We start from the raw sequence: 18,668 nt of genomic DNA on the forward strand, positions 1-18,668 counted from the left end.
AATTGATTTTCAAAGATAAATAAAATGTATAGGTACAATAAGACAAGTATTATCTTAAAGATCTCTATTGCGGTTTTATTCATTATCGGCATGGTGCTGGAATGTAGTTGCGAGAGATCCGAGGAACCGGAGAAAAGAGGCACGGGCTACATCACTTGCACCCTTCGTTGGGATAGCGTGGTAGCAGTTTCCCCGGTACCGGAGAAACTTCGCTATTGTATCTACCCGTCGGAGGGCGGGCCGATGATACAGACGGATGGGAACGCCAATGGCATCACCCTGTTCTTACCACCGGATAAATATAATGTATTGGTTTTCAATTACGACGCGAAAAACATAGGTTTTCGTAATATGTCGAAGTTCGAGGAAGCGGAAGCATATATCTCCTCTCTAAAGGATCTGGAGGCATGTCAAGACGAGGTGATCCCGTTATATGTCGCCACGATCCGTTCGGTAGAGGTTGAGGGGGACACGGAGAAGCATAAGGAATTGACCTTGTCGCCGTTTTTCCTATCGAAGGACAGTTCCTTGAATCTAAGCAATGAAAGGAAAGGGATCGCAAACAATATCAACGGGCTAAAGAAAACGAGTATCCGATGAGAGAGAGCCGGTTATTTATCATCTTGATCTCGCTTGTCATGGGATTGGCGGGATGCTCGAAAGAGACTATGATCGGCGAGTATGTAGACCGTTGCGCAGTGCGCCTCGACATAGATTGGGGTCCTTGCGGTATCGACCCGGATGGTATGACCGCGCTCTTTTACCCGGTCGATGGAGGGGAGCCAAGCCGTTTCCTTACCAACACGGTGACGGGCGACGAGGTGCGATTGAGGAAAGGGATCTATAACGTAGTGGTATTTAACCAAGCGGCCGAAGAATACAGTTATCTCACGATCGAGGGTCAAGATCAATACAGCACCCTGCGGATCGTGATGAAGACGACGGATAGCGATTGGTACACGCCCACCGAGGGAGAGCGGCTGATCTACGATCCGGAACCTTTAGCGGTAGCTACATTGGAGGGTTTTGAGGTGACGCAAGAGATGGTACGGGCGAACCTTAAGGAGGGAAAGGAGTTTTCCTTGGCTTGCCGGCCCGAGAAGGTAATCTTCACGACCCATCTGTCCTTAGAGATAAAAGGATTGCACAACATGCGGACTGCGAGGGGATCGATTAAAGGGATGGCGGATACATATTGGATAGCGGATAGAAAGACCGGAAGTAGCGTAGCGACGCAACTCGTGGACTTCTCGGAAAAGACCTTTCACGAGAACTCAACGACCGATGGTATCTTATCCGGCTCTTACTTGACACTCGGCAGACCAAACGTCACATCGAAGGCCACGGACGAGATCAGTAATTTGCTTACGCTCTCCATCTTATTGGTCGATAACAGAACGGTCATTACGAAGCAATATGATATAGCTCCACGTGCCGCGATCAATAATGAGACGAAAGAGGTAGAGGTGGTGCTGGGTACGAAAATTGATCCGGATAAGGAAGAAGTTCCCGAGGATATTCCGTTGGAGCTACCAAACGTGGAGCCGGAAAAGAATGGCGGCGAAGGGGGATTCGATGCGACAGTAGACAATTGGGGAGATGAGACGAATATCGTAATCCCCGCATAACTATAGAATGATAAATAGTAACAACATAAAACAACATTAAAAGACTAAACATTATGAAGACAAATTTATTTATCGCAGCATTAAGCCTAGTAGTATTGGCGGGCTGCTCAGGCGAAGATGAGATTGGCACATTGGTAGCAAAGAATGACAATGCGATTAATTTCGGAACTTATGTGGGGAAACAGACGAAGGCCAGTATTATGGATGACACCAAACTACAAACAACGGGATTCAATGTTATAGCAACTTATACAGGTGTCGATACATGGGCATCATTAAGTGGAGACAAAGCTAAAGCTCCAAACTTCATGTACGATCAAGCCGTTACATATACTGATAGTAAATGGTCTTATTCTCCTATACAATATTGGCCAAATGAACAAAATGAGGATGGAGATCTTGGTAAAGTAACTTTCTTTGCCTACAGCCCTAAAACAACTAGTATCACTACAATATCAGATAAAGCAAAAACAGGAGCACCGACTATTAAACTGACTGTTTCCGATGAAATTGATACGCAAATAGATTTAGTAGCAGATATGGTCACAGATCTTACTAAAACAAGCACAACTATAGATGGAGTTGCAGTAGATGCAGGTACTGTTAAATTCAAAATGGATCACCTTCTTTCTCAAATTAAGTTTCAAGCAAAGCTCAAGGCACAGTACACTGGAGCAACAAAGATTACCGTAACAGGATTTAAGTTATCATTTGCAACCAACAAAATTAAGAATGCAGGAACATATACATTTAACACTAATAACACAGATAATATATGGGTGCTGGATAATACTTACCACAACGTAGCCATCGAAAAAACGAACTTAGCAAATGAGTTGGACAATACCGTAGCACTAGCAGCGACCGACTTACTAGATCCTATGTTTTTACTTCCTCAATCATATGCAGAAAAAGATATAACAGCTGTGATCAGTTACACTGTAACCACAAGTGCAGGTGATGTTAATAATGTAAAGAAAATCGATTTACCGGTAGTTACAGACGGATGGAAGCCTAGTAAAAAATATTTATATACTTTTGAGATCGAATTACAGAATGTAACAGTTGGAGTAGAATCCGCAGAATGGGGTAATGGTGAAATCAAGTAATATATTATCTTTATTTTCATAGATTAAGGGATTAGGCTTCTTCAACATAGAAGACCTAATCCCTTAATTAATTTTTAATAGCCGGTCTTCATATCACCGCCTCTCTTCTCTATCATAAAATCCATTCTCATAAAAACACGCCACTCTATATTTAGCTAGGATTACTTACAATAAAATAAATATCAGAAAACCTTTCGATAGCAATACGGTCATTATCCCACCTTTTTGAGCAATATAAGCCATATATCGTGACATCCCCTTCCCGCAAGAACCACAAAACAACGAGAAGGAGATAGCCATTAGTGCCCTTTTCCATCTCAAAAGTACCCCTTTTCACACACAATAGGTTGCGAAAGCCAACGCGAAAGGCCGCGTTAGGCGACACATATGGTTACGTTGGGCATCGTAAGCAGCTAAGAATAGGGTTATAACCTAATGAGAAAGGCGTTATAACCTTATTATAACCCTATCGTAACCTTATGGAATCGCCCAAACACCCGGCAAACCATGAGTTACGATGAATTAATTTCGCTAGAATAAAAGGCCATTTTCCAACATCTGTCTGTCTACTAAACAATTGCTGTTTTTTTCTTGCGTATTTGGAAGCGAGACGTACATCCGCCCGAAATAATCGACTCTCACGGACTTCCGTTTACATTTTGTCAAAATGTCAATCCGCGAGGAAACTTCTCCCCACATAGCATACGGATATCAATTATTCTTCCTATATTTGCGATAATCCCTCATATCTAAGCGTAGGTCACTGAAGGAGGACATAAGTTAACGAAGAGCGTTTAAAGATATTATCCCGTATTGAAATCTGGACAATTTCATATCCATGGATAATAGACAATAAACGCTCACGTCGGTGCTATATTTACCAGTAATCGCTCTGGACGATATAACAGCATGGCGTGGGCTATTGTTTATTACATGGATAGGGCCGTCCAGAGCCTCAATACGGTAATATCAATAGTTTCCACGCTTCTGTATTTTTAGCCCGGCAACCGATGGAGACAGGTTGCCCTTATCCATTAAATGAAGACGATCCTCCTGTTACCCGTCTTGTCGCTATGGCTCCTGCTTGCCACGCAAGCCCATGCCCAAGTCTATCACCTACATTTATCCGACAACACTTGCCGGATAACAGAATGCGTTGATACTCCACAAGGCGTCAAGCCCTTGGGTCAGACATGGAAAGGAAACACCTTCCATGATCGTTTCACGCTAGATTTCGATCGCGCTATCTTCACGTGGGAAAAGGAAGGAAAAGAGACGTATGCCAACAAGATCATCAACCACACTGCCAAATACGCTCACCACTCATTCTCCACGGAGCAGATTACCGCCAACCTCACCATCAACAGCCATCGGGCCGTCCTTCAACTTATCCACTTTCAGAATGGCCAATGGATACAAGTCACTTATTTTTGCGAGATAGGGAATTAACGGCTCATGCGAACATCTACAACATCTACCACTTATACTTGATATTTGTACTTTTTATTTGTGAGTGAAAATTCCAGCCTTAAAAAAGGAGGCCTTAAAGTTTACGATAAACATCTTCAAAAGGTACTCTGCAACGTTCTCCCCAAATGCCTTTATTTCCATCCCGTATCCCACAAGGAATAGCCATGTTTATTTCAGCACCATGAGGTAGTTTCAATGTCCTTTTTAGCCGACGGCTGTCCAGCCCTTCTAAGGGACACGTGTCATAGCCTTCGTTTGCCATCGCAATCATAAACGTTTGTGCGGCAAGCGCACAGGATTTATGGGCTGTCACACGTATGTCATTCTCGGAAACTTCAAGCATCATAGGACGGAAAATACTGATTATATTAGCCAACAATTTCCTGAGCAATCCGAGAATACCGAAGAACCGGGCATAAACAAAGGGCATCAATATACCGTAATATATTTCCCGATCCTTAATACGTTTGTCCTGACGTTCTTTAGGACTGTAATGACGAATGTTCTCCCGTTCAAAATTGAGTACGAATCGCGCATGTTTCTTGTACCAGTCACGCCGAACCACAAAAATGACAATTTGTGAAGCGGTAGAAGCCGCTTTCTGACCAAGGCAGTCCCTTGAAATTTTTGCCAATAATTCAGGTTCTGTAATATGGTAAAATTCCCATAATTGCATATCAGAACTGTTAGGAGCCAATGTAGCCAGTTCCAAACAATGTTTTACCTTTTCCGTATCTATTGGTTTTTCTTTATCATACACCCGTACAGAACGACGTTGATGAAGGACTTCATCTAAATTCATAATGATACTGATTTGAATTAAACATTTATTCCCAGCTGATTACTTCAGCCATTTATTATTGTGCTTTATTTAATTGCCGCATAACGACCTTCGCCATTTCTTTAGAACTGAACGGGTCCTGCCCAGTAATCAGATTATTATCTACAACTATTTTTGAAGTCATAGGTATCAATGCTTTTTCATAATCCGCTCCTCTCTCTTTCAACAACGCTTCAAGATCAAAAGGCACGTCTTCTTTTCTTCTGGCAAGACTTTCCTCAAACCAACTGAATCCCGTCAGCTTTTTGCCTTTAATCATATATTCGCCATTGGATAGTTTGACATTCAACAACCCACTGACCCCGTGGCAGATGGCCGACACTATCCTCCCACTTTCATCCTGTTTCCTTACGATAGTCTTTAAAGCTTCATTGTCAGGAAAGTCATACATCGCACCGTGTCCGCCGGCTAAATAGACACAATCAAACTGTTGTTCCAACAGGTTATCCAAACTGTTTGCATGATCCAACAGCTTTTTGAATTCTGGCTTTTCCCAATACTTTTCGGACATTTCATCTAAAAAAATTGGTTTTAAACTTTCGGGATCAATGGGAGTATAACCTCCTTTCGGATTGGCTACCGTTATGTCATAGCCGCTTTCTTTTGCACTATGATAGATATGAGTAAACTCACTAAGCCATAATCCGGTCGCGAGTTTCCCATTGGCAAAAGTCCCTGTGCTAGTAACTATTATTAAAATCTTCATGATAATCAAATTATTGATTCATATTCTTTAAAAGAAAACATACACATGGATAGATTGTTTTTCAGAATATGGAATCTTTAACATAATCCGAAAATATGAAAACCTGCAAATCCTTTTTTCGCCTCGGATGAGAAAATGTGCTATTTTTGAAAGACATTGATCCGTCTAGTTTTTCAAGCGTATGAGACCTTTTCAAAAATTCGCAAAGTAAGTTAACTTCGTTGGCAAAGTAAGCCAGCTCAAATCACATAAAGTCATAGAAAAATCATTATCTTTGTCAATCCTGTTTAAATCACATAAAGTCATAAAATGGAGACGATCATAAATCATATTCATATAAGCAACTTCAAGTCACTCAAAGATGTGACTTTAGACCAATGCCGGAGGATCAACTTGATTATTGGCAAGCCGAATGTGGGTAAAAGTAATCTATTGGAAGCGATGTCCTTGTTTTGTCTGCCCTATTTGAAATATACCCGGAAAAGAAGCATCCAGCAGTTTATCCGTACGGAGAACGATGCAGAGTTATTTTTCGACGGCCATGTAGATAGCCCAATTTCTGTGAAAACGAACAAGGTGAATGTAGAAGTAAAAATGGACAACATGGGACTTCTTTATTCGCAAACCAATCCGGCTCATCCCGCACAAGATGTAGCTTTTACTATTTCCAACTTGACGATACCCGCCAAGAAGAATATAGATATTCCAACGGCAAACCCTTTCAAATGCTATCTCTATCCACCAGCATTCGATAAGGAGAAATTACCGATCCCTTTCCTATTACCTCCGGGAGGAAGCAATTTGATGAATATTGTTTCCATGATGCCCAAGTTGAAAGAAGAATTAAGAACTATTTTCAACGACTATGGCTTGAAATATGTCTTCGATACCAATAGCCAGGAGATTAAAGTAATGAAAGAAAAGAAACCGGGAGAGATATTTTTAATTCCATTTCATTCCATAGCCGATACCCTGCAGCGTATGATTTTCTACAAAGCGGCTATTGAAAGTAACAGTGAGTCCGCATTAGTTTTTGAAGAACCGGAAGCCCACTCATACCCTCCTTTCATATCAAAGGTAACGCAGGATATTATCCAATCGGACAGAAACCAGTTTTTTATAACGACACACAGTCCTTATGTGGTTAACGACTTTCTGGAATTACCGAGTGACGAACTTGCCATTTACCTAGTTGACTTCAGGAATGGGGAAACTTTCGTGAAAAGAGCCAGTGACACAGAAATACAAGAAATGTACGAATATGGCATCGACCTATTTTTCAACACCGAAACCTTCTTAAGATAATGGCAGAACTCTACATAATTCCGGAATGCTACGTCGATACAAACCTAATCGAGACGTTGGTTCCCACCGCTAAAGGATATAATCATCAGAAAGGCTGTAACAACGTCGTAAAAGTGATGAAAGAAAAGTTATCGGATAAATTCGCGGTTGGAATAGTGGATAAAGACAAACGACAGGTCAGTTACGTCAACGAATTTGAGGAAATAGGACATACGGACTCCCTATATTTTTACAAACACCCGGACAAGGCTCATTTCTTAATAATGATCGATCCTGCCGTAGACCGCTTTATCCTAAAATGCGCTAAGGAAGAGAAAGTTGAGATGAAACAATTCGATCTTTCAGATGAATTGAGATCTTTTACAGCGCAGACAAAGCAAGTATCGAGCAAAGAGGATACGAACTTCAAAAAGTTATTTCACGAAATTAAGAGCGCAGAAGAAATAACAATCCTAAGGAATGCCATTAAATATTTGAAAGGAAAGCAATATAGTTCTAAGAGCGCAGAAATGAAAGCTCTTATTGATGGGCAAACATCAAAACTGTAGCAAGCTTCTTGGGATATTGTGGACTGAAACATAGCGAAAGATACAGAACACATTGCAGGCGCAAGCCCATACCCAAGTCTAACGCCTACGCTTATTCGACAGTACTTACAGGATAACGGAATGCGTTAAAAACTATTTTACGGAATGTCCAAATGTTCTGTCAATACGTTTACGAATGTTCGTAATGGCGCACCTTCATAATTATCCAACTCCCCAACCAAGATCAGAGCGGCGTTCTTCATCCATGGGTGGTATGGAATGGATAGTTCATAGGGGATTTCTCGGATCAGTTCCGGGGTGTTCTTGATTACCGTATAAGCGTCGCCATCGGCGGCTTTCTTGTCTTCGAAAACTAAGGTACGGTCGTACATTTTTTGCTTGTTTGCCCCGTTTAGTACTACCGGGGCCATGACTACGGAATCTCTGTCGCTACGCAACATCGGCATCAAGGACAGGGTTTGATATCGTCCCACGGAGAGTCCGCAGACACTGATCGTTAGGTCTAGACGCAAGGAGTTGCCCTCCCGCTCGATGCGGTTTTGCTTCACGGAGACTTGCCCCCGGTAAGATTGTATAGGCACCTGCGCTCCTGCCGGAAGAACAAGGCCGATCACAAGCAAGCATATATAAATGAATGTCTTCATAGATTTATCTCTTTATTTGATGATGTAAACGATACTGATACCCGCCTTTGTTAATCCCCAATACTCGTTGCGGAACTTGCCGATAGGCGCATCTCCTCTAGGAAAAGCGTACTTATCATATTCGAAATGCAAGTATCCGAAACCCGCCGTGAACTCCACGTTCCAACGGGGCGACACGTATAACTGATAACCATAAGAGATACCGCCGCCATAAGCGTTACCGTTATAACTATTCTTTTTCTCCATCCCATACAGGAGCTTCAAACCGGCGAAATCGTAATCCATATACTGGGCATGAACCCCGAAGAAATGTCCGTTGAAACGCTCGTGTATCCAGTAGCGCGCCTCTGGTTGTATCATCCAATGCTTAAAGGACTTATCGCTCGAGAATGTCCAACCGTTATAATACCCCGATGCCTCAACCGACCAATGCTTGTTGAACGCGACCTCCGCCCCTACGTTCGGCGTAGTGATCGCGTCATAAAGCACATTGGTCTTCACGGCCACGACCTGTCCTTGAATATCCATAAAGGTTGACAAAAGAAATACTAACAGTAAATATAGTTTATTCATATCTCCCGGTTCATTAGGTTTGTTTATTTAAGAGGCAAAACCGTACAAATATAAATATTATTTATCAGTTCATTTGTACGTTAACTTATATAATATCCATGATTTACGGATGAAAAACGTTATCTTTGTAAAATAAATCCAGAATATGACTCATGAAGGCTAAATATATCGTGATTTTTTTCCTGTCACTCCTTTCGTTTGTCGCTTGCGATAAAGAGGAGGTCGTTATCCCTACTACCGCCCCTCGTACGGTTCTTATCTATTTCGCGGGGGATAATAGCTTGAGTGGATACGTGAGCCAAAACCTGAGGGCGATAAAGGAAGGGATTGAGCGAGATGGATTGAACAACGGCAATTTGTTGATCTATACGGATAAGCAGAACGAGGCTCCCCAGCTTTTTCAATTAAAGCTGGAAGCGGATACCATCCGGCAGATCGTGCTCGAGACCTACGACTCGAACCAGAACTCGGCCTCTACCGAGACGCTGACGCAAATAATCGACAAGGTACAAAAGGAATATCCGGCGGATAGTTACGGGTTGGTGCTGTGGAGTCACGGAACAGGATGGCTGCCTTCTGATATCTATAGTTATTTGCGTTCCTTCGGGCAAGACGGGAAAAATAATTTCATGGAGATCAATGATCTGGCCTCCGCTTTATCGAAGTATCATTTTGATTTTATTTTGTTCGACGCTTGTTATATGTCGTGTGCCGAGGTAGCTTACGCTTTCCGGGGATGTGCGGATTATATTATCGGCTCGCCAACGGAGATATTGGCGAACGGCTTCCCTTATCAATCGATAATGGGGGATATGTTCAAGAAAGAAGCTGATGTGGTGGGGATAGCGACAAAGTTTTATACGTATTATCAAAGTGAGGCAGGAACGATCTCGGTCATGAAAAGCGATGAGTTGGATGAATTGGCTGCTACTTGCCGTACCCTATTCCATGATAAGACGGAAAGAGATCTTTTCGCCGTACCCGTTAGCGAATTGCAGATCATGGAGTATTTGACGCCGAATTATCATGCCTTATATGATTTTGATGATTACGTGAGCCGTCTGGCCACGGAAGAGCAATATAACGCATTCAAGCGGAGCATGGAAAAGGCGGTTATTTACAAGGCTACTACACCCAAGGCGGTTTACGCTTATCCGTATCCGTATGGAAGCTATCTGCCGGTCAATAAATATAGCGGCTTATCTATCTACGTCCCCCAAGAAGCCTTGCCCAAACTAAATGAGTGGTACAAGGATCTTGAGTGGTATAAAGATGTATATCAATGATTAAAACTCATCTCTTAGCCAGCGTTTACCACGAGGGGTATACAGGAATATCAAGAAGCCTGCCGCCATTATAGAAATAACCGTAAAGAATACTGCTAATAACATATTTCTCTATTTTAATAATGCGCTTCCTACTCCCAATACAAGAGCGGCAAAAGTTAATTTTGACAAATCGAAGAAATACTTTGAAGTATTTTCTCTTCTGTTCTTCATTAAATCCTGAGCCGCTTTTCTTTTTTCAATGTTACCGTTATAGTTACTCATAGCAAAAATACTAATATTATTTCACAAATGAACTTATTTCACTAAAAACACTTCCTTATATCGTTTTACCTGTCCTTGAGGATGAACAAGTTCCGCATAGAAAATATAAACGCCGGTTCTCACCTTGGAACCATTCACCGCAAGGCCGTTCCAAGCCAATTCACCTTCTATCCCTAATAAGTCATGATTTACCACCTCACTGATATGCCTTCCGGAGATATCAAATATCCAGGCTCGACAGGTATAGCCGGATTCATCAAGATGGTAGGAGATCGTATATTCCTTCGTTGCCTCAGAATAAACGGGAGACTCTATGCCCGTGACCTCGCCTTCATCTTGCTTTCCATATTGGGAATTCCGATAGCCGGGCGTACCGTATCCCGCCGTGGCCGAAGCCGAAGTCCAATTCATCTCATCCTGCGTATCGCTATCAGGATTAATCCGCTCCAAGGCAATCCCCTTCTCATTTTTCACGGATGGGGCATGCCATTTAGAGGAATAACGAATCTCATCGATCATAACCTCATCTTCTGTACGAAACAGGACTAGCGTAGCGGAGGTATTTGCCAAGACCGGAAGTTTTAATTCATGCAAAGCATCCGGCGAAGATATCAGATAAAAATCGCTCACTCCTCCCATACTTTTAGTCAGCAACACATAATCTTGTGGTTCTACCAGAGAGACTATAGAAGATAAAGGATAATGCGTACTCAATGTACCATCGGATTTGCGGGTAGCAACAGACAGTCCAGCCAAAGACAATGTCCGGTCCGAACGATTATAAAGCTCGATATACTCACTCCCTTCCGGATAAGGATTCGGCAACAACTCATTAAAAACGATCTCATTGGGTAAGACTATAATGTCCGTGGGGATACCCGGTTTATGGGGAGTGTCCGGACGATCCGGATCTTCTGGTTCATCGTCAGGAGAAGAGTTTGCGGAACCCGGCGTGCCTCCTCGCTCATCCGTTGATAAATAAAAACCGATTTCAGAACGTTCCCAAGCGATTCCGGCTTTCGCTTTCTCATAGGCAATCCGGTCGATCTCCTTACCGGAAGGATCGAATAAAGCAAGCTCCTTCCCCGTGTTCGCCAAAGACGCCGGGAATTTATCCAAGGGCATATCTTGTCCCGAATCGTCAATATGTATATCCCTACCAGACCGATAAAGCACGATATATCCATCCGCTTCCAAAAGCAAAGCTGTCAATACCGTTGGCTTACTACCATATAAGAATGACCAACCATTTAACTCTATAGCCTTATCCGTCGTATTATAAAGTTCCACATACTCCGTTTCCGGAAAAGCCTTTTGTCCTTTCGGATCAGCCATCACCTCATTAATACGGATACTACCGGCGGGGAAAGAAGGAGTATCCGGCACTTCTGGTTCCTCCGGAGCGTCGGGCTCTTCTTCATATTCTAACCGAATCTCGGTAGAACTCTCCGGAATCTTATTTCCCTCAAGATCCATTAACCCCGAGCACAACAAATCATAACCCATACCAACCTTCAACTCCTTATCAAAGCTGACATTCACATGGATCCGCATATCATCCGCATAGGTCATACGAGAGGCATTACCGATACCCGATATAGAGAATATCGCCTCACGGATATCCACCGGAAGATTATATTGTAATTGGAAAACAGACTCGGTGATCGGTTGGATAGCAAGAAGCCGCGGAAGAACCAACGGCTCATCGGGTTCATTGGGTTCTTCTGGCTCTTCGGGAGTATCCGGCTTCTCTGGTTCGATCGAGATATTATCGGATATAATGATGTAGTTACACGCAAAATCATTTACTCGAGTTTTAGAATAGCGGCATTCAAAACGTAGTTGTCCCCCTTTACATGAAGAAGAAACTTCAGACTCACAACTCCCTATCAAGACAAACCTACCCTTCTCTAGCACATATAAGTTCCATATCTTATGATTTTCTAAAGTAAGTTTCACTTTCAAATCCACGGCTCCCAACAAGACATCGAGCGCTTTCTCTATTAAGATCTTTGGATTCTTCTCCGTTGCGGTATGTTTCCGAAAAGTTATCGTTTTCTTATTACTGCCGATTTGGACATAGTAATCAGTTTCAAGTCCAAGCATCCTCTGATCATCTAAATAAACATGTAGCCGGATATGGTTTTGATCGCTTGGTTTGAAATCCATCCGAATCTCAAATTCCCATTCCATTGTAGCGGAATAAACGAGAGGAGTTTCTATGGAAACACTTTTCCGGGTAGGATCCGCACGTGAGACCAGCCATCCGTTCTCAATCACAAAGCAATCTAAATCACCCGTCCAAGGGTTATCCGATGTAATCTCCGGTCCATTAAACGGTTCTTTTAACTGGGGATAAGCGCAAAGCGGAAGTAAAAACGCAAGAATTAATAATAATTGTTTCATAGCTATATCGTTTTAGTTATAAATTTCTCTATCTTTGCACCCTAATAAGTTACAACTGTAAATAATAGGGCGCAAAAGGCAAAAATATGAAAGCCCTTTACAGACAGCAAAGTTATAACTATTTTACATTATTCAAATTAAATCAGTGCTCAAAATGAAAGTAGCAATTGTTGGTGTAAGTGGAGCCGTAGGACAGGAGTTCCTGCGTGTACTCGACCAGAGAAACTTCCCGATGGATGAGCTGGTACTTTTTGGCTCATCTCGTAGTGCCGGACGTGTTTATACCTTCCGTGGTAAACAGTATACCGTTAAGGAACTGAAGCATAACGACGACTTTAAGGGAATCGATGTTGCTTTTGTTTCAGCCGGAGGTGGTACTTCCAAGGAATTTGAGAAGACGATCACGAAACATGGTACGGTGATGATCGATAACTCCAGTGCGTTCCGTATGGACGAGGATGTTCCATTGGTCGTACCGGAAGTAAACCCGGAGGATGCCTTGAATCGTCCTCGTGGTGTGATCGCTAACCCGAATTGTACCACAATCCAGATGGTTGTAGCGTTGAAGGCGATCGAGAACTTATCTCATATCAAGCGTGTTCACGTATCTACTTATCAAGCTGCCAGTGGAGCAGGCGCTACCGCTATGGCTGAGTTGGTAAAACAATATGAGCAATTATTAAAGGGCGAGGAGCCTACAGTGGAGAAATTCGCTTATCAATTGGCATATAACGTAATCCCTCACGTAGACGTATTCACGGAAAATGGCTATACGAAAGAGGAGATGAAGATGTATAACGAGACCCGTAAGATCATGCACTCGGATATCGAGGTGAGCGCTACTTGTGTTCGCGTACCGGTTATGCGCGCGCATAGCGAATCTACTTGGGTAGAGACAGAGCGTCCGATCAGCGTGGAAGAGGCTCGCAAGGCTTTCGCCGAGGCTGAGGGTGTGGTATTGCAGGATGAACCGGCAAACAAGGATTATCCGATGCCGTTGTTCGTAGCGGATCACGATCCGGTTTACGTAGGCCGTATCCGTAAGGATATCAGCAACCCGAATGGTTTGACATTCTGGACCGTGAGCGACCAGATCAAGAAAGGCGCCGCTTTGAACGCCGTACAAATCGCCGAGTACTTGCTAAAGGTGGGTAATATCAAATAACAGACAACTTTGTAAATTCTATATACGTGGAAGCGGGATCAAGAGAATACTCTTATCCCGCTTTTTTATGCTTAGCGTAATTCCTTCATGCCTTCTCAAAACGTATAAATCAATACGCCCAATACCCGATGGTTGGTTATCGAATGTGTGTCATGAATCCGTCCGCCATCTTGCAAATCCACATTGCCATACCATGCGATGGAAGGGCTATATTCAACACCTAATTTCCAGTGCGGAAGATTATACGAAAGCTGCAGGTTGGTCGTAAATACCTGATCTACGTCCAGACCTACGCCATAGGTTTTGCCTACCAGTGCCTCGTTCGCTCCCAAGTTCTTCAAATAGCCTAAGAACAAACCCGGTTTCCATTTCTTTCCGTACACGATATTCAACCAAGAAGTAGAGAAAAGATACGGTGAATATTCCTGTTCGCCGGTACGTGGGTCGATAGAGGTGACGCCGTAACCACCCAACATACAAGTCTGCGTCAAGTTAGAAGCCAGCAATGTTTTCGCCATCACCAACCAATTCGCATCCTGATATTTCACGTGCGCCTCGCCGGATACGGAAGTAACCCGCTCGCTGACTTTATAAATCTTGCCATCCACCTCGTTCTGCGTTCTCGGCACTAACGACAAGATTTCCATACCGGCTCCTACCTGCCAACCGGGTTTCTTATAATCCACCCCGAGATAGACTTCCGGTACGCAACTATTCTTGATATATTCCTCACTCTTTCCATTCGGGCCGGCCGATAGATATTGCAACTGCCATAGAACCGACCCGGTCAATTGCCATCCATTGTCCGTATAACGATAACGAATTTGCGGGCTGCGGTTAAAGGGCTGGAACGGGGCGCCGGTAGAAAGATTCAACATCTGTGGAAAGACCTCGCCAAATAGCGGATGCCACGTCTGTCCGATCAAGACAGCGGACTTGCCCCAATCCAGATTCACATAGGCATGACGGATACGAAGCACCGCCCAATTGCTACCCGAACCCCGGAAATCGGCCTCCAGTTTCAAGGAAGTCTTGGCCGAACCAACCTTCGGTCCTTGTACATCGATTCCCAAACGGGAGTAAAGCAGGTAAAAACTACCGTTCGGACTAGCGTTCAAGTCCTTGCCATCCGCATCCAACGCCACGTCCTTCGGATATAGGTGGAACAAACCATCCACGATCTCGGCGTTCGCACGGGAATTATAGAACAAGTCTCCACGTACCTGTCCGTAAAATTTGTAAGAGAAGTTTTTCTTTTGCGCCTGTACGCATACCGCCATACATAGGCCGATCAAAAGAAGCAAGTTGCGTTTCATTTCCATTCCGGTCAATCTATCTTTAAAAATAATACATCATCAAACCTAATATACGATGATTCGTTATCGCATGTGTTTGCTCGATACGTCCGCTCTCTAAGTCGGTCGTGCCATAATAAGCTGTCGCCGGACAATACTCGAAACCGAACTTCCAATGCGGTAAATTATACGATACGTTTAAGCTGACGGTTATTAATTGATCGATATCCAATCCCATACCATACACCTTATCCGCTGAGACCAAGGACTTCCCGGTTCCCAAATTCTTCGTATATCCGACGAAAACTCCCGGTCTCCATTTCGTTCCGTAGGCGAAATTCACCCATGTCGTAGAATGGCGAAAAGGCGTATATCCCTGCTCGCCCGTACGGGAGTCCACCGAGCTCACCCCGTAACCGCCCAATAAAGCGGTATGATCCAAGGCTGAGGCCATCAAGGTTTTCGCCGCAAAGGTATAGTTTCTTCCGCTATACTTCAAATGTGCCTCGTAAGAGAATGCGGTCATTCGCTCGTTCACCTTAAAAGTTTGCTCCTTCCATTCCGTGGAAGTACGGGGTTTCAAGGAGATCATATGAGCGCCGAGCCCCATCAACCAACCATCCGCAGGGGTAAAATCCGCCCCCACGAACATCTCCGGAATGCAGCTATTCTTAATATAATCCTCGCTCATGCCTTTCGGTCCGCTGGAAAGGTATTGTAATTGCCACAACACGGAAGCCGTCAATTGTACCCGGCTATTCGCCTTATACTGGTAACGGATCTGAGGGCTACGGTTGAAAGGCTGGAACGGCGCTCCGGTGGAAAGATTCAAGACATCCGGCATCACGGCGCCAAACAAGGGATGCCACGTGATCCCTACTAATACCGCCGATTTTCCCCAATCCAAGTTTACGTATGCCTGCCGGATACGTAACATCGTATTACTACCGGAAAAACCGCCAAAGTCCGTCTCTATCTTAGCGGAGGAACGAGCCTTGCCGATATCGGGACCCGTCACGTCCAAGCCCAAGCGGGAAGTGAACGTATAGAAACTGCCATTCGGCGTGGCGTTCAAATCCTTGCCATCCGCATCAAAACTCTTATCCAAAGGATAGAGATAAAAGTTCCCATCGATCGGAGCCATATTAGCCCGGGAATTGTAGAAAAGATCTCCACGGACGAAGCCGTAGAATTTGTAAGTGAAGTTTTTTCTTTGCGCTGTCGTAGAAAATAAGGCTAGCATCCCCACGAGCAACAGGGTAATCCGTCTCATTATAATTCAGTTTGTTATTTTTCTTACCTTATAAGCCGCGAATGTATATATTTTTATGGATTCAATTTGAAGAAACGAAATATTATTTGTTCCTTTGCTTCCAAGTTGTAAGCCTTAAAGGTCAAATTAGATTAATATTGTAAACACCAGATAAAGAAAATGAGTACTAAAAAGTTTTTGCTAGAAGAAAAAGATATACCTACGGCATGGTATAATATCGTAGCGGATATGAAGAACAAACCGCTGCCGATCTTAAATCCACAAACTAAACAGCCCTTAAAGGAGGAAGATTTATATCCTCTATTCTCGAAAGGCGTCTCTCATCAAGAAATGAACACGACAGACACATGGATCGAGATCCCCGATGAAGTACGCGAGCTTTATAAGGTATGGCGACCGACTCCGTTGGTTCGTGCCACTGGATTGGAAAAAGCGCTGGATACGCCCGCCCATATCTATTTCAAGAACGAGAGTGTAAGCCCGATCGGTTCACATAAGTTGAATTCGGCCTTGGCTCAGGCTTATTATTGTAAACAAGAGGGTACGACAAATATCACGACCGAGACAGGCGCCGGACAATGGGGTGCCGCTCTTTCTTACGCGGCAAAAGCTTTCGGCTTGGAACTTGCCGTTTATATGGTAAAGGTTAGTTACCACCAGAAGCCCTACCGTCGTTCGATCATGCAGACTTTCGGAGCACAAGTTGTTGCCTCCCCAAGTATGAGTACGAAAGCCGGACGCAAGATCTTGACAGACCATCCTAATTATCAAGGTAGCCTAGGTACCGCTATCTCCGAGGCGGTAGAGTTGGCCATGCAGACACCGAACTGTAAATATACATTAGGTAGCGTATTAAACCACGTTATGCTGCATCAGACCGTTATCGGACTGGAAGCTGAGAAACAAATGGAAATGGCTGGCGAGTACCCTGATGTCGTTATCGGTTGTTTCGGGGGTGGTTCCAACTTCTCCGGTATCACATTCCCATTCCTGCGCCATAAACTAACGGAAGGTAAGGATATCCGGGTTATAGCAGCGGAACCGGCATCTTGCCCGAAACTTACAAGAGGGCAATTCCAATATGACTTCGGAGATGAGGCTGGCTATACCCCGCTAATCCCGATGTTTACGTTGGGACATAATTTCTCTCCAGCGAATATCCATGCGGGAGGTTTGCGTTATCATGGCGCCGGCTCCATCGTCAGCCAGTTGATGAAAGACGAATTGATGAGCGCCGTGGATATCAAGCAATTGGATACCTTCAAGGCCGCTACTTTATTCGCGCAAGCGGAAGGAATCATACCGGCCCCGGAATCATCCCACGCTATCGCCGCGGCTATCCATGAGGCAGAGCAAGCCAAGATCGAAGGTAAACCTCGTACGATCTTGTTCAACTTATCGGGCCACGGCTTGATCGATATGGCCGCTTACGACCAATATCTATCCGGTGATCTAACAAACTATGAGGTAACGGATGAGGAAGTAGCTAACAATTTGAAAGATTTGGAGAAAATCATCTGATAAAAACAAGAAAAGGGGCGATACCAAATCGCCCCTTTCCCTTATTTGTCTATGAAAGTCTTAATTTAAAGTATGTATTATGAGAAAATTTCTTCGTAATTAGTACTCGGGATAATCATGTTCTGGACATTTAAGCTAAAGTTTTTCTTCTTCTTATCCCACATACCGTAATTTGTCTTTATCTCTCCACTTCGATCATCATATTGATAAGTGATCTGATAGAATGGAACCCATTCGTCGTTTGTCCGATCCCAACGAAACGCTTTCTTCTCGGAAACCTTGCCGTTCTCGTTGTACTGGAACTCATATCTTACCTGTTTGTTCAACAGTCCGTTTTCCTGTAAGAATACCACTTTAGAGATAATCTTACCATTCTCCTCTTTTGTATCATATAGATAATCTTTAGGAGACGCTGCGCTTATCGCTAAACTACACATGAAAGTAAAAACTAGCGCAAGAATACTTTTACCCCAAACTGATGTCTTCATACTATTTTAATTTATAAGGTTACTATCATTTTGTACCGCGAAGTAAGGAAGTTTCCCGACAATCACCAAAAGCAAAGTGACAAATCGTTAGCAATATCACAATATTTAACACATTCAAGACCTTCATTCCCTTCGATTCCCCCATG

At 43.6% G+C, this 18,668-nt stretch carries 18 protein-coding genes; 9 read left to right on the forward strand and 9 right to left on the reverse strand.

All coding sequences use genetic code 11. The features are described 5' to 3' along the window. Positions 1 to 24: 24 nt before the first annotated feature. From DW205_RS17270 to DW205_RS17285, 4 genes are all read left to right on the forward strand, one after another. Entirely contained in the window at positions 25 to 600 is a 576-nt protein-coding gene (locus tag DW205_RS17270; RefSeq protein WP_005863349.1) for a DUF5119 domain-containing protein, read from the forward strand. Beyond that, entirely contained in the window at positions 597 to 1,628 is a 1,032-nt protein-coding gene (locus DW205_RS17275) for a DUF5119 domain-containing protein (RefSeq protein WP_005863351.1), read from the forward strand. Before DW205_RS17270 ends, DW205_RS17275 begins: the two co-directional genes overlap by 4 nt. Before the next feature lie 53 nt (positions 1,629 to 1,681). After that, the gene (locus DW205_RS17280; RefSeq protein WP_005863353.1) at positions 1,682 to 2,737 is read left to right on the forward strand and encodes a fimbrillin family protein; all 1,056 of its coding nucleotides are present in this window, start codon (positions 1,682 to 1,684) and stop codon (positions 2,735 to 2,737) included. Positions 2,738 to 3,775: 1,038 nt separating this feature from the next. After that, on the forward strand, positions 3,776 to 4,186 hold the full coding sequence (locus DW205_RS17285; protein ID WP_005863355.1) for a hypothetical protein: 411 nt from the start codon (positions 3,776 to 3,778) through the stop codon (positions 4,184 to 4,186). Between the two features lie 94 nt (positions 4,187 to 4,280). Here the strand turns inward: DW205_RS17285 and DW205_RS17290 are convergent, their stop codons facing one another. Then, positions 4,281 to 5,009, reverse strand: coding sequence for a nitroreductase family protein (locus tag DW205_RS17290; RefSeq protein ID WP_005863357.1), 729 nt, complete (start codon positions 5,007 to 5,009; stop codon positions 4,281 to 4,283). Positions 5,010 to 5,064: 55 nt separating this feature from the next. Then, entirely contained in the window at positions 5,065 to 5,754 is a 690-nt protein-coding gene (locus tag DW205_RS17295) for a type 1 glutamine amidotransferase domain-containing protein (protein ID WP_005863359.1), read from the reverse strand. Between the two features lie 309 nt (positions 5,755 to 6,063). Here DW205_RS17295 and DW205_RS17300 point away from each other — a divergent pair, with 309 nt between their 5' ends. Together DW205_RS17300 and DW205_RS17305 are read left to right on the forward strand one after the other, a co-directional pair. Next, positions 6,064 to 7,059 (forward strand): AAA family ATPase, encoded by a 996-nt coding sequence (locus DW205_RS17300; RefSeq protein ID WP_005863361.1) that lies wholly within the window; start codon positions 6,064 to 6,066, stop codon positions 7,057 to 7,059. After that, entirely contained in the window at positions 7,059 to 7,607 is a 549-nt protein-coding gene (locus DW205_RS17305) for a hypothetical protein (protein WP_005863363.1), read from the forward strand. The genes DW205_RS17300 and DW205_RS17305 overlap by 1 nt, the downstream gene beginning before the upstream one ends. 137 nt (positions 7,608 to 7,744) lie before the next feature. On the opposite strand, the gene DW205_RS17310 is transcribed toward DW205_RS17305, so the two are convergent. Both DW205_RS17310 and DW205_RS17315 read right to left on the reverse strand, forming a co-directional pair. Next, positions 7,745 to 8,251, reverse strand: a complete 507-nt coding sequence (locus DW205_RS17310) for a DUF3868 domain-containing protein (protein ID WP_005863365.1) — start codon at positions 8,249 to 8,251, stop codon at positions 7,745 to 7,747. Between the two features lie 12 nt (positions 8,252 to 8,263). Next, on the reverse strand, positions 8,264 to 8,824 hold the full coding sequence (locus DW205_RS17315) for a DUF3575 domain-containing protein (protein ID WP_005863367.1): 561 nt from the start codon (positions 8,822 to 8,824) through the stop codon (positions 8,264 to 8,266). Between the two features lie 152 nt (positions 8,825 to 8,976). Here DW205_RS17315 and DW205_RS17320 point away from each other — a divergent pair, with 152 nt between their 5' ends. Then, positions 8,977 to 10,110, forward strand: a complete 1,134-nt coding sequence (locus DW205_RS17320) for a clostripain-related cysteine peptidase (protein WP_005863369.1) — start codon at positions 8,977 to 8,979, stop codon at positions 10,108 to 10,110. A gap of 111 nt (positions 10,111 to 10,221) precedes the next feature. Here DW205_RS17320 and DW205_RS22345 read toward each other — a convergent pair whose 3' ends face one another. Together DW205_RS22345 and DW205_RS17325 are read right to left on the reverse strand one after the other, a co-directional pair. Then, positions 10,222 to 10,374, reverse strand: coding sequence for a hypothetical protein (locus tag DW205_RS22345; protein WP_008778811.1), 153 nt, complete (start codon positions 10,372 to 10,374; stop codon positions 10,222 to 10,224). 33 nt (positions 10,375 to 10,407) lie between these two features. Next, positions 10,408 to 12,780, reverse strand: a complete 2,373-nt coding sequence (locus DW205_RS17325; RefSeq protein ID WP_005863371.1) for a lamin tail domain-containing protein — start codon at positions 12,778 to 12,780, stop codon at positions 10,408 to 10,410. A 154-nt stretch (positions 12,781 to 12,934) separates the two neighbouring features. Between DW205_RS17325 and DW205_RS17330 the strand changes: the two genes are divergently transcribed. Next, complete coding sequence (locus DW205_RS17330) at positions 12,935 to 13,945, forward strand: aspartate-semialdehyde dehydrogenase (protein WP_005859941.1); 1,011 nt, start codon at positions 12,935 to 12,937, stop codon at positions 13,943 to 13,945. A gap of 95 nt (positions 13,946 to 14,040) precedes the next feature. On the opposite strand, the gene DW205_RS17335 is transcribed toward DW205_RS17330, so the two are convergent. Further along, complete coding sequence (locus tag DW205_RS17335; RefSeq protein WP_034530824.1) at positions 14,041 to 15,261, reverse strand: DcaP family trimeric outer membrane transporter; 1,221 nt, start codon at positions 15,259 to 15,261, stop codon at positions 14,041 to 14,043. A gap of 22 nt (positions 15,262 to 15,283) precedes the next feature. Beyond that, entirely contained in the window at positions 15,284 to 16,513 is a 1,230-nt protein-coding gene (locus tag DW205_RS17340; protein WP_005859945.1) for a DcaP family trimeric outer membrane transporter, read from the reverse strand. Positions 16,514 to 16,672: 159 nt separating this feature from the next. Here DW205_RS17340 and DW205_RS17345 point away from each other — a divergent pair, with 159 nt between their 5' ends. Continuing rightward, entirely contained in the window at positions 16,673 to 18,034 is a 1,362-nt protein-coding gene (locus DW205_RS17345) for a TrpB-like pyridoxal phosphate-dependent enzyme (RefSeq protein ID WP_005859947.1), read from the forward strand. A gap of 77 nt (positions 18,035 to 18,111) precedes the next feature. Here the strand turns inward: DW205_RS17345 and DW205_RS17350 are convergent, their stop codons facing one another. After that, on the reverse strand, positions 18,112 to 18,522 hold the full coding sequence (locus DW205_RS17350; RefSeq protein WP_005863376.1) for a DUF3836 domain-containing protein: 411 nt from the start codon (positions 18,520 to 18,522) through the stop codon (positions 18,112 to 18,114). Positions 18,523 to 18,668 lie beyond the last annotated feature (146 nt).

The organism is Parabacteroides sp. AM17-47, from assembly GCF_003434625.1.
In the GTDB taxonomy this organism is placed as follows: domain Bacteria; phylum Bacteroidota; class Bacteroidia; order Bacteroidales; family Tannerellaceae; genus Parabacteroides; species Parabacteroides distasonis.

Excerpts from the sequence above, each read along its gene's own strand:
- DW205_RS22345 (WP_008778811.1), bottom strand. The coding sequence starts at position 10,374 with ATGAGTAACTATAACGGTAACATTGAAAAAAGAAAAGCGGCTCAGGAT.
- DW205_RS17340 (WP_005859945.1), bottom strand. The coding sequence starts at position 16,513 with ATGAGACGGATTACCCTGTTGCTCGTGGGGATGCTAGCCTTATTTTCT.
- DW205_RS17270 (WP_005863349.1), top strand. The coding sequence starts at position 25 with ATGTATAGGTACAATAAGACAAGTATTATCTTAAAGATCTCTATTGCG.
- DW205_RS17275 (WP_005863351.1), top strand. The coding sequence starts at position 597 with ATGAGAGAGAGCCGGTTATTTATCATCTTGATCTCGCTTGTCATGGGA.
- DW205_RS17295 (WP_005863359.1), bottom strand. The coding sequence starts at position 5,754 with ATGAAGATTTTAATAATAGTTACTAGCACAGGGACTTTTGCCAATGGG.
- DW205_RS17325 (WP_005863371.1), bottom strand. The coding sequence starts at position 12,780 with ATGAAACAATTATTATTAATTCTTGCGTTTTTACTTCCGCTTTGCGCT.
- DW205_RS17315 (WP_005863367.1), bottom strand. The coding sequence starts at position 8,824 with ATGAATAAACTATATTTACTGTTAGTATTTCTTTTGTCAACCTTTATG.
- DW205_RS17305 (WP_005863363.1), top strand. The coding sequence starts at position 7,059 with ATGGCAGAACTCTACATAATTCCGGAATGCTACGTCGATACAAACCTA.
- DW205_RS17345 (WP_005859947.1), top strand. The coding sequence starts at position 16,673 with ATGAGTACTAAAAAGTTTTTGCTAGAAGAAAAAGATATACCTACGGCA.
- DW205_RS17280 (WP_005863353.1), top strand. The coding sequence starts at position 1,682 with ATGAAGACAAATTTATTTATCGCAGCATTAAGCCTAGTAGTATTGGCG.
- DW205_RS17330 (WP_005859941.1), top strand. The coding sequence starts at position 12,935 with ATGAAAGTAGCAATTGTTGGTGTAAGTGGAGCCGTAGGACAGGAGTTC.
- DW205_RS17320 (WP_005863369.1), top strand. The coding sequence starts at position 8,977 with ATGAAGGCTAAATATATCGTGATTTTTTTCCTGTCACTCCTTTCGTTT.
- DW205_RS17285 (WP_005863355.1), top strand. The coding sequence starts at position 3,776 with ATGAAGACGATCCTCCTGTTACCCGTCTTGTCGCTATGGCTCCTGCTT.
- DW205_RS17350 (WP_005863376.1), bottom strand. The coding sequence starts at position 18,522 with ATGAAGACATCAGTTTGGGGTAAAAGTATTCTTGCGCTAGTTTTTACT.
- DW205_RS17335 (WP_034530824.1), bottom strand. The coding sequence starts at position 15,261 with ATGAAACGCAACTTGCTTCTTTTGATCGGCCTATGTATGGCGGTATGC.
- DW205_RS17300 (WP_005863361.1), top strand. The coding sequence starts at position 6,064 with ATGGAGACGATCATAAATCATATTCATATAAGCAACTTCAAGTCACTC.
- DW205_RS17310 (WP_005863365.1), bottom strand. The coding sequence starts at position 8,251 with ATGAAGACATTCATTTATATATGCTTGCTTGTGATCGGCCTTGTTCTT.
- DW205_RS17290 (WP_005863357.1), bottom strand. The coding sequence starts at position 5,009 with ATGAATTTAGATGAAGTCCTTCATCAACGTCGTTCTGTACGGGTGTAT.